This is a genomic window from Pseudomonas sp. GW821-FHT04D07, assembly GCF_059420225.1.
Genome location: NZ_JBWKTH010000063.1, coordinates 1 through 1494, shown reverse-complemented (window position 1 = coordinate 1494; position 1494 = coordinate 1). Strand labels below are relative to the sequence as shown.

At 61.6% G+C, this 1494-nt stretch carries 2 protein-coding genes; both read right to left on the bottom strand.

Annotation, left to right across the window (positions count from 1 at the left end; translation table 11 throughout):
• Positions 1-73: 73 nt before the first annotated feature.
• Positions 74-964, bottom strand: coding sequence for an ABC transporter permease subunit (locus AC07T0_RS31690; protein WP_495004867.1), 891 nt, complete (start codon positions 962-964; stop codon positions 74-76).
• On the bottom strand, positions 961-1494 hold a 534-nt coding region (locus AC07T0_RS31685; protein WP_495004866.1), incomplete at its 5' end, for an ABC transporter permease subunit. The genes AC07T0_RS31690 and AC07T0_RS31685, both read right to left, overlap by 4 nt.

Here is a 1494-nt window from a genome sequence, read left to right as displayed (position 1 = left end):
GAGTCGTACCTGATTTTTGTGTACGACCATGACCCCCTGTGGGAGCGGAGCTTGCCCGCGAAGCTTTTAGGACCTACACGGTCTCCGCCACCTGCGCCCGACGCACGTCCGGCTGTTTCCAGGCGTCCGCCGCGCTTTCATCGATGGCCAGTTGAATGGCTTTCTTGCGGCGCTCTTCGGCCTGGCGGCTGAAGTACCAGACCAGGAAGGTCACGATCGACACCGCCAACAGGATCAGGCTGGCCACCGCGTTGATCTCCGGCTTCACGCCCAGGCGCACCGCCGAGAACACTTCCATCGGCAAGGTGGTCGAACCCGGCCCGGAAACGAAGCTGGCCAGAACCAGGTCATCCAGGGACAAGGCGAAGGACATCATCCCGCCCGCCGCCAGCGATGGCGCGATCATCGGGATGGTGATCAGGAAGAACACTTTCCACGGCTTGGCGCCCAGGTCCATGGCCGCCTCTTCGATGGACAGGTCCAGCTCGCGCAAGCGCGCCGACACCACCACCGCCACATAGGCCGCGCAGAAGGTCGTGTGGGCGATCCAGATGGTGACGATGCCGCGTTCCTGCGGCCAGCCGATCAACTGCGCCATGGCCACGAACAGCAGCAACAGCGACAGGCCGGTGATCACTTCCGGCATCACCAACGGCGCCGTCACCAGGCCGCCGAACAGCGTGCGGCCCTTGAAGCGGGTAACCCGGGTCAGGACAAACGCCGCCAGGGTGCCCAGCGCCACCGCGGCCACCGCGGTGTAGCAGGCGATTTCCAGCGAGCGGGCCACCGAGCCCATCAGTTGGGTGTTGTCCAACAGGCCCACGTACCACTTCACCGACCAGCCGCCCCACACCGTCACCAGCTTCGAGGCGTTGAACGAGTAGATCACCAGGATCAGCATCGGCAGGTAGATGAACAGCAAACCCAGTACCAGCATCAGGCTGGAAAAACTGAAGCGCTTCATTCCTTGCCCTCCATTTCTTTGGCCTGACTACGGTTGAACAGAATGATCGGCACAATCAGGATCGCCAGCATCACCACGGCGAGCGCCGATGCCACCGGCCAGTCACGGTTATTGAAGAACTCTTGCCACAGCACCTTGCCGATCATCAGGGTTTCCGGACCGCCAAGCAGCTCGGGGATCACGAACTCACCCACCACCGGGATAAACACCAGCATGCAGCCGGCGATGATGCCGTTCTTCGACAGCGGCACGGTGATCTTCCAGAAGCTGTTGAAGGTACTCGAACCCAGGTCCGAGGCCGCTTCCAGCAGGCTCTGATCGTGTTTCACCAGGTTGGCGTAGAGCGGCAGGATCATAAACGGCAGATAGGAATAGACCACCCCGATATACACCGCGAGGTTGGTATTGAGGATCTGCAACGGCTCGCTGATCAGCCCGGTCCACATCAGGAACGCGTTCAACAGCCCGTTGTTGCTGAGAATCCCCATCCAGGCGTAGACGCGGATCAGGATCGCGGTCCAGGTCGGCAT